Origin of the sequence: Kitasatospora sp. MBT66, assembly GCF_000710405.2 — a bacterium.
GTDB lineage: Bacteria > Actinomycetota > Actinomycetes > Streptomycetales > Streptomycetaceae > Kitasatospora > Kitasatospora purpeofusca.
In genome coordinates, this window is the sequence record NZ_JAIY01000014.1 from 82,558 (window position 1) to 89,627 (window position 7,070).

At 76.0% G+C, this 7,070-nt stretch carries 4 protein-coding genes; 2 read left to right on the plus strand and 2 right to left on the minus strand.

Annotated elements, in window-relative coordinates; genetic code table 11:
* A partial coding sequence (locus tag BI06_RS34900) for an FtsK/SpoIIIE domain-containing protein (protein ID WP_043475049.1) occupies positions 1–1,653 on the plus strand: 1,653 nt, incomplete at its 5' end.
* Positions 1,654–1,727: 74 nt separating this feature from the next.
* Here the strand turns inward: BI06_RS34900 and BI06_RS34905 are convergent.
* Both BI06_RS34905 and BI06_RS34910 read right to left on the minus strand, forming a co-directional pair.
* Positions 1,728–2,030: a WXG100 family type VII secretion target gene (locus tag BI06_RS34905; protein WP_030396211.1), complete on the minus strand. Its 303-nt coding sequence runs from the start codon at positions 2,028–2,030 to the stop codon at positions 1,728–1,730.
* Positions 2,031–2,101: 71 nt separating this feature from the next.
* Positions 2,102–2,884: a hypothetical protein gene (locus BI06_RS34910; protein WP_030396210.1), complete on the minus strand. Its 783-nt coding sequence runs from the start codon at positions 2,882–2,884 to the stop codon at positions 2,102–2,104.
* Between the two features lie 241 nt (positions 2,885–3,125).
* Here BI06_RS34910 and BI06_RS51595 point away from each other — a divergent pair.
* On the plus strand, positions 3,126–7,070 hold a 3,945-nt coding region (locus BI06_RS51595), incomplete at its 3' end, for a putative T7SS-secreted protein (protein WP_369826314.1).

Genomic DNA, 7,070 nt, shown 5'->3' on the forward strand with positions numbered 1-7,070 from the left:
CGCGAGGCCGCCGCCGCCCTCGACGACTTCACCCCGCAGCCCAGCCCCTGGCTCCCCGCACTGCCCGAGGAGGTGCTGCTCGACGAGGTGACGGCGCTGCTGCCGCCCCCCGAGGACGCGGCGCTCCCGGTGGTTCCCTACGCGCTGGAGGACGTCCCCCAGCTCCAGCAGCGCCGGGTCGCCACCGTCGACCTGGCCTCCTTCGGCCACCTGTACGTGATCGGCGCCCCCCGGTCCGGCCGCACCCAGGTCCTGCGCACCCTGGCCGGCTCGGTGGCCAGGGCGGCGTCCTGCGCGGACGTCCACCTGTACGGGATCGACGCGGCGGGCGGCGGCCTGGCCGCCCTCAACGCCCTGCCGCACTGCGGGGCGGTCGTCTCACGGCACGACCAGGAACGGCTCGAACGCCTGCTGCACCGGCTCACCGCTGAACTGACGCGACGTCAGGAACTGTGCAGCGAAAGGAACGCGGCCGGGCTCAACGAGCTGCGCGCCGCCCTGCCGAAGCCGGAGCGGCCCGCGCACGTGCTGCTGCTGATCGACGGCTGGGACGCGCTGTCCGGGCTGCTGGACGACCACGACAATGGCCGGCTCGCCGACCTGGTCACCCGGCTGCTGCGGGAGGGCGCGGCGGCCGGCATCCACGTCGTCGCCACCTCCGAGCGGTCACTGCTGGGCGGCCGGCTCGCCGCGCACAACGACCACAAGCTGCTGCTGCGCCAGGGCGACCGCAACGACTACCAGTTGGTCGGACTCTCGCCGAGCAAGGTGCCGGCCGGCGTCCCGGCCGGCCGCGGCTGGCACACGCTCAGCGGCACCGAGACCCAGGTCGCGCTGCTCGCCCCCGGCGCCGGCGGCCGGGAACAGGCCAGGGCGCTGGCGGCGATCGGCGCGGACAGCCCCCGCCGCGACAGCGCGGTGCCGGCCGGACTGCGGCCCTTCCCGGTCGCCGCGCTGCCCCGCTCGGTGGACTTCGCGGAGGCCTACGCGGCCGTCCCGGAGGAGTCCCGGCGCCCGCTGTGGGGCCTGCTCGGCCTCGGCGGCGACGACGCCGGGCCGGTCGGGGTGGACCTCGCCGGGGCCGCCGCCGCCTTCGCGGTGCTCGGCCCGCCCGGATCCGGGCGCAGCACGGCGCTCGCCTCGCTCGCCGTCTCCCTGCTCGCCGGCGGCACCGGGCTGGTCGTCCTGGCGCCGCGCCACTCCCCGCTGCGGGCGCTGGCCCGGCACGCCGGGGTCCGGGTGCTGACCGACGCGGACCCGTCCGCGCAGGACGTGCAGGCCGCCCTGGACGAACTCACCGGCCCCCGCGTGGTGGTGGTCGACGACGCGGACCTGCTGGCGGCACCCGCCTGCGACCGGGTGCTCAAGGAGGTCGCCTCCTTCGGCCGGGACCGCGGCCTCGGCCTGCTCTACGCGGGGTCGGCGGACGCCCTCCAGGTGGCGATGGGCAGCTGGCTCAGCGCGGCCAAGCGCGCCCGGCGGGGACTGCTGCTGGGGCCGAAGAGCCTCCAGGAGGGCGACATGATCGGGGTCCGGCTGCCGGTGCACCTGATCCGGGCCACCCCGGTCGCGGGCCGCGGCTGGACCACCGGGCGGGGCGGCGAGGCGATGGCCGTGCAGGTGCCGCTGACGGTGCTGCGCACCGAGGACTGAGTCGAGGACCGAACGGGCCGGGGCCGGGGGGCGCAGCACGGAACTGCGCACCCCGGCCCCGGCCGGTGGCGGCGTCAGCTGCTCTCGCGCAGGCTGCTCGCCATGTCCTGGTCCATCTGGTGCATCTGGTCCTTGATCTGGCGGAACTGCTTCGCGAAGCCCTTGATGCCCTCCATCGCGGCCAGCAGGCTGGTGTTGAACTTGTCGTACGCCTCCTGCATCGCCGGGCTGGACTGCTGGAACACCATGCCGTCGCCGAGCAGGTTGTTCACGTTGTTCTTCAGGTCGTTGAGCATCGGGACGATGTTCTCGGCCGCCGAGTCGAGTTGGCCCGAGGTGGTCTCGATCTTCTCGAAGTCGAGGGAGATGTTGGGCATGTCGCGGTCCTTTCGAAGGGGGGATGGCCGGCCGGGGAGGTCGTGGGTCCCGGCCGGTTCGGGCGGCGTCCTCAGTCGTCCTGGGAGCTTCCGCCGCCGGTCTGCTGCCACTCCTGGCCGGGGCCGTTGCGGTGGTACTGGGTGGCCGTGCCGTCGTTGTCGGTGACGGTCATGTCGCCGCTGCCGTCCTCGTGCAGATGCGTCTCGGCGTGGTTCTTGGTGCCGTCCGCGTACACGGTGTCGGTGGTGAACGAGCGGCCGTGGTCGGAGTAGGAGGTGGTGGAGGTGTAGCTCTGCCCGTCGTGGGTGACGGTGGTCTCCTCCTTGATCACGTTGTGGTCGGCGTCCAGGGTGAGGTGGGTGTGCACCGAGCCGTTCGCGGTGTCGATGGTCTGGTCGACGGGCGGTGCGCCGGGGTCGGTGGCCCGGCAGAACTCCGGCACGGTGCCGTCCGCGCCGGGGTGGCACTGGTCGGCGTGGGCGTTGCGGTACTCCCAGGCGGCCTGCCGGTCGCGCCACTGGTCGAGCCCCATGTTGGCGCCCATCACGCCCAGGCCGTCGGCGATCTGGGCGTCCACGTCGAAGAACCCGTCGGCGACCGCGCCGAACACGTCGCCGAGCTGCTTGAGGTGGTCCACGGCCCGGTTCATCGGGTCCTTGGAGAGCCGGTAGAGGCTGCGGAAGCCGTTGGTGACGTTCGGGTCGCCGAACACCGCCTGGGCGTCGCCGAGCTTCCCCGAGCCGTACTGGGAGAACAGGCTGTCGTGGAGGGTCGGTGAGATCCGGTCGGCCAGGTTGTGGAGGTCCTTGCGGGCCTCGTGCAGGACGCCGTAGTCCATCGAGAAGTCGGGCACGGGATTTCCCTCCGGTCGGATCGGCACGCGGTTCCCGGTCGACCACGTGCCGGTGGCCCCCGCGGTTCACCGGAGGCCATGTGCCGTCCGCCGTGAGCCGTGAGCCGTGAGCCGTCCGCCGTGAGCCGGGAGCCGTGAACCGCCCGCCGTGAACCGCCCGGGACCCCGGCACGTGGTCCTCCCGAGAGGTGCCGCGCGCCGCGGCGGCCGGGCCGTGCCCACGGACGAGGAGGAGACGACGGTGCCCCAGCGTCCGACCGACTGGAACGCGATCGGCCTGTCCGCCGACCCCACACCGGGGGACCCGGACCGGATCGACGAGGTGCAGCGCTCCCTGGCCGACCTCGGCCGCACCGCCCGGGAGATCGACGACGCGCTCGCCGCCGTGCTCGACAAGACCGGCCAGGGCGCGTTCACCGGGCAGACGGCGGACGCCCTCCGGGACAAGATCAGCGGGCCGCTGCGGGCCTTTGTCCAGTCGGTGGCCGACGGCTTCGAGAACTCGGCGCGGGCCCTGACCACCTACGCCGGAGTGGTCCGCGACCAGCAGTGGCGCGCCGACAACGCGCTCTCCCAGGGCCGCGGCCTGGCCCAGGACGACACCCGGCGCACCGAGCTGGCGAGCACCGCCCGCCAGGCCGGCACCGCCCAGGACGAGGCCGGCCGCACCGCCGGCTCGGCCCTCAGCAGCGCCGCCCGCGGGATCAAGCAGCCGGTCTCCGACTGCGACCTCTTCTGGGAGGCCTTCCAGTGGCTGGCGATCGCGCTGATCCTGCCCGCGCTGATCTTCGGTGGGCCGATCGCGCTGATCGCCATCGGCGTCAACCTGGCGATCTTCGTGAAGACCGCGGTCGACTTCTCCCAGGGCAAGGCCAGCGCGCTGGATCTCTTCCTGTCCGGCCTGGGCATGATCGCCCCCACCACCAAGGGCCTGCCGCTGCTCAAACTCATCAGCGCCGGGGCCAAGTTCACCTGGACCGGGATCAAGGGCGTCGCCCAGGCGATCGGCGGCTTCTTCCGCGGCGTCTTCACCGGCAGCGGCTCGCACGCCTTCGCCTTCCTGCCGGGCCTGGCCGACCTCGCCCGGATGACCGGCAGCTGGGTGAAGACCGGCGGCCTCTGGGTGCTGAACGGCGTCACCCGGCTGCCGCACTTCGCCGGGGTCACCTTCCGGGCGAGCGGTATCGCGGTCGTCAACGGCGTCAAGGGACTTCCCGCCCTGGTCCGGGGCCTGCCCGCCAACCTGCGCCTGGCCGGGTCCGCCTCCTGGGACTTCGCCCGCGCCCAGCTCGGCGGTGCCAAGTGGCTGCGGCTGGTGCTGCCCGTCGACGCGGCCGAGATCGGCCAGTACGGACTGCGCGGCGCCCTGCGGATCGGCCTCTGGGAGCGCGGCGTCCTCGGCAACTTCCGCTACGGCGCACCGTTGCTCGGCACCGCCGGGCGGACCGCCGCCGCCGTGCCCGTGCCGCCGCCGGTGCACAAGGTGGACGCCCTGGTGGACCTCTCCCGCACCGATCTGGCGAAGGTCAGGGTCGGCGACTGGGCCGGGCCGCGCCGGTTGGAGATCCCGCACCTGGAACCGTCCGGCTCCGGCCTCTCCTACACCCGGCCGTCCGACTTCCGGCTGCACAACGACCTCGCCGACCGTCTCTCGATCGCCCCGGACGCCGTCCGCCGGCTGGACGCGCTGCTCGACACCCCGATCCGCGACCTGCACCCGGTCGGCAGCTGGGCGGGCGGCACCGTCGTCACGCCGGGCGGCCTGCACGTGGAGACCGGGCTCGGCGCCGGCGCCGCACCCGGCGGCCTGCACGGGATCGGCGGGCTCACCGGCGCTCCGACGCCCGCCCCCGTGCACCTGGCCGACACCCTCACCGCCGGCGGCACCGCCACCGTCCACACCCCGAACCTCCAGACCCAGGCCCTGTCCCTGCACCAGACCGGCGGCGCGCCCGCCGCCCTCGGCACCGGCGCGCTGCACACCGCCTCCCCGGCGGCCCCGGCCGTCCACACGGCCGACCTGCTCACCCCGTCCGCCGTCGCCGTTCCGCACCTGACCACCGGCACCCTCCCGACCGCGGCCCTGCACGGCGGCGGCGCGGGCCTGCCGTCGGTCGTGACGGGTGCCGTGACCGTGCCCGGCCTCGGCACGACCGGCTCCGGCGCGCACCTGAACGGCGCCCTCGACCTGCTGGCCACCGGCTCCCCGCTGAACCGGGCCGACGCCCCCGTGTTCACCGCGGGCGGGCACCTCGGCGACCACAGCACCCGGGCCCTGGCGGCCAGCCAGGTCAATCTGCACCTGGGGGAGTTCGCGGCACCCCGGGTCGCCGCGACCCCGGCCCCGGTGCTGCCGCCGGTGCACGCCGTCACCCCGCCCACCGCGCTGGTCGGCGTGCCCGGCCCCGGCGGTGTCACGGACCTCGGCGGGGCCGGGGCGCACGGCGGCCTCGGCCGGGTGGACGAGGCGCTCGGCCTGCTCCAGCCCGGCCCCGGCCCCGGGCACGGGTCGGTCCAGGGACTCGCGGTCCCGGTCCCGGCTGCGCCCGCCCCGCTGCCGCCCGCCGTCCTCGGTTCGACGCCGACACCGACACCGACGCCGACGCCGCTGCCGCCGGCCGCGCCGCTGGTCCAGGGTCCGGCCGCGCCGCTGCCGCCGGTCGGGCCGGCGCACCCGGCCGCCGGGTCGGCGCACGACCTGCCGACCGTGCCCGCGACCGGCGGACACGGTGGACACGGCGGTCCCGAGCGGCTGACCGGCCCCGAGCAGCTGACCGGTGCCCAGCTGGACCGGCTCTGGCGCGAGCAGGGCGACCGGGTGGCCGGGCTGTTCGGCGCGAGCGACGACCCCGGCCGCGGCGCCCGGTTGGACGCCTGGGCCGACCTCACCCTCGCCCGGCACGACCTCGGCCGGGCCGAGCGCCTGCTGTCCGACCTCCACGCGCGTCCCGGCGGCGGTTCCCGGCCCAGCCCGGTGGTGATCCACGCCCAGGCGTCGGTGGACGCGGCCGCGCTCAAGGTCGACGCGGCCCTCGACCGGGTCACCGGCCTGGGGATCGACCCCGCCCGGATGGACCGCGACCTGGCCGCGCTGACGGCCGACAGCCTCCGCGAGCGCCCCCGGCTGCTCGGCGGCTCGGACGGAGGCGGCGGGGTGCCGCCGCACGTCGGCCAGCAGCCCCAGCTCGCGCCGCACCCGGCTCCGCAGCACGGGCCGGCCCAGGCCGTCCAGCCCCCGCAGCACGTCCAGGCGCCGCCGCCGGTGCAGCACGTCCAGGCACAGCACATCCAGGCACAGCACGTCCAGCCGCAGCCGCCCGCGCCGCAGCCCGTCGTGCTCGCCCTCGCCGACCAGGGCACGGCGGGCCCCAACGGCCTGCGGGTCGAGTCCACCGTCACCCCGAACGGGACCGTCCACCGGGTGCTCGACTCCCACCACGTGCCCGACCCGATGCTGCAGCCGACGCCCCGTCCCGGCGGCGGCTTCGACCTGCACGACACCCGGCTCGGCACCACCCACTCGCACGACGGCAACGGCCGCCTGGTCGCCGAGGACCTGCCGCTCACCGGCCTCGACGGCACCCCGGCCGGCCTCCGGGTGCACACCGACTTCGACGCCCAGGGCGCGGCCACCCACCGGGTGCTCGACCCCAACGGCGCGACCGGCCTCCAGGCCGCCCCGCGTCCCGGCGGCGGCTTCGACCTGCGCGACCCCGCCACCGGCGGCCACCGGGGCTTCGACCACGCCGGCGGGCTGGTCGAGGAGGGCCGCCCGCTGCTCCGCGGCGACGGCACGCCGTTCGGCCCGGTCCTGCTGCTCGGGCACGACAACGGGACGGTCACCCGCTCGCTGTCCGGCGGCGGCCACACCCTCACCGAACTGCCCGGCGGCGCCGGCCTGCGGGTCACCGACCCGGCCACCGGCCGCTCGGCGCTGTTCGACCACGGCGGGGCCTTCCGCGCCGAGGGCCTGGCCCTGGGCGATGCCGCGGGCCTGCGCGGTCACCGCTTCGCGACCCGGCAGGGCGGCGGGTTCGTGGTGACGGACGTGGCGGGGGCGGTGCTGCCCGGTTCCTCGGCGGTGGGTGTCGCGGGCGGCGGGGTTCGGGTCACGGAGGCGGCGTCGGGCGGTTCGGTGCGCTTCGGTGCGGACGGTCTCCAGGTGGAGCGCGGGGTGGCGCTGGCG

Bases quoted from the DNA above. Each gene is read 5' to 3' on its own strand.
- BI06_RS34905 (WP_030396211.1), bottom strand. From the start codon at position 2,030: ATGCCCAACATCTCCCTCGACTTCGAGAAGATCGAGACCACCTCGGGC.